General features: G+C 65.2%; 1 pseudogene. It reads right to left on the bottom strand.

The features are described 5' to 3' along the window. A pseudogene (locus FPV16_RS25900) lies at positions 1-557 on the bottom strand (transposase); the annotation flags it as partial. Between the last annotated feature and the right edge of the window lie 12 nt (positions 558-569).

Below are 569 nucleotides of genomic sequence, written 5' to 3'. Positions count from 1 at the left end.
CTTGAGCCCCTCACGACGCCAGATCCGCTGAACCCGGTCTTTCCCCACCTGCCAGCCCGCTGCCTGCAGCAATGCGGTGACGCGGCGGTAGCCGTAGCGTCCGTACTCGGACGCCAAGGCGATGATGGCGCGGGTCAGCGCATCCTCGTCAGCCGGTACCGTGGGCACGTAGCGTTGCGTGCCTCGGTGCTGGCCGACGATCCGGCAGGCGTGACGCTCCGAGAGGCCGTACTTCTCCTGGATGGCGTCGACTGCCTGCCGGCGTCGCTCCGGGGCTATAAGTTTCCCGAGGCGACATCCGCCAGCACCTGCTTCTCCAGGGACAAGTCAGCCACGAGCCGGCGCAATCGAGCGTTCTCGCGCTCCAAATCCTTCATCCGACGGGCCTGGTCGATTTGCAGGCCGCCGTACTCCTTGCGCCAGCGATAGTAACTTTGCTCGGAGATCCCCGCCTCCCGGCACGCTATCGCCAAACTCTTACCCTGGGCCGTCTGCACCTCAATCTGGCGCAGCTTCAGCACCACCTGCTCCGCACCCGTCTTCTGACCTCGCTTCATGTCCAGCTCCTT

This window comes from Methylobacterium sp. W2 (genome assembly GCF_020662345.1).
GTDB lineage: Bacteria > Pseudomonadota > Alphaproteobacteria > Rhizobiales > Beijerinckiaceae > Methylobacterium.
Note: the sequence above shows the minus strand (reverse complement) of the source record. Positions and strands in the feature narration are given on the sequence as shown.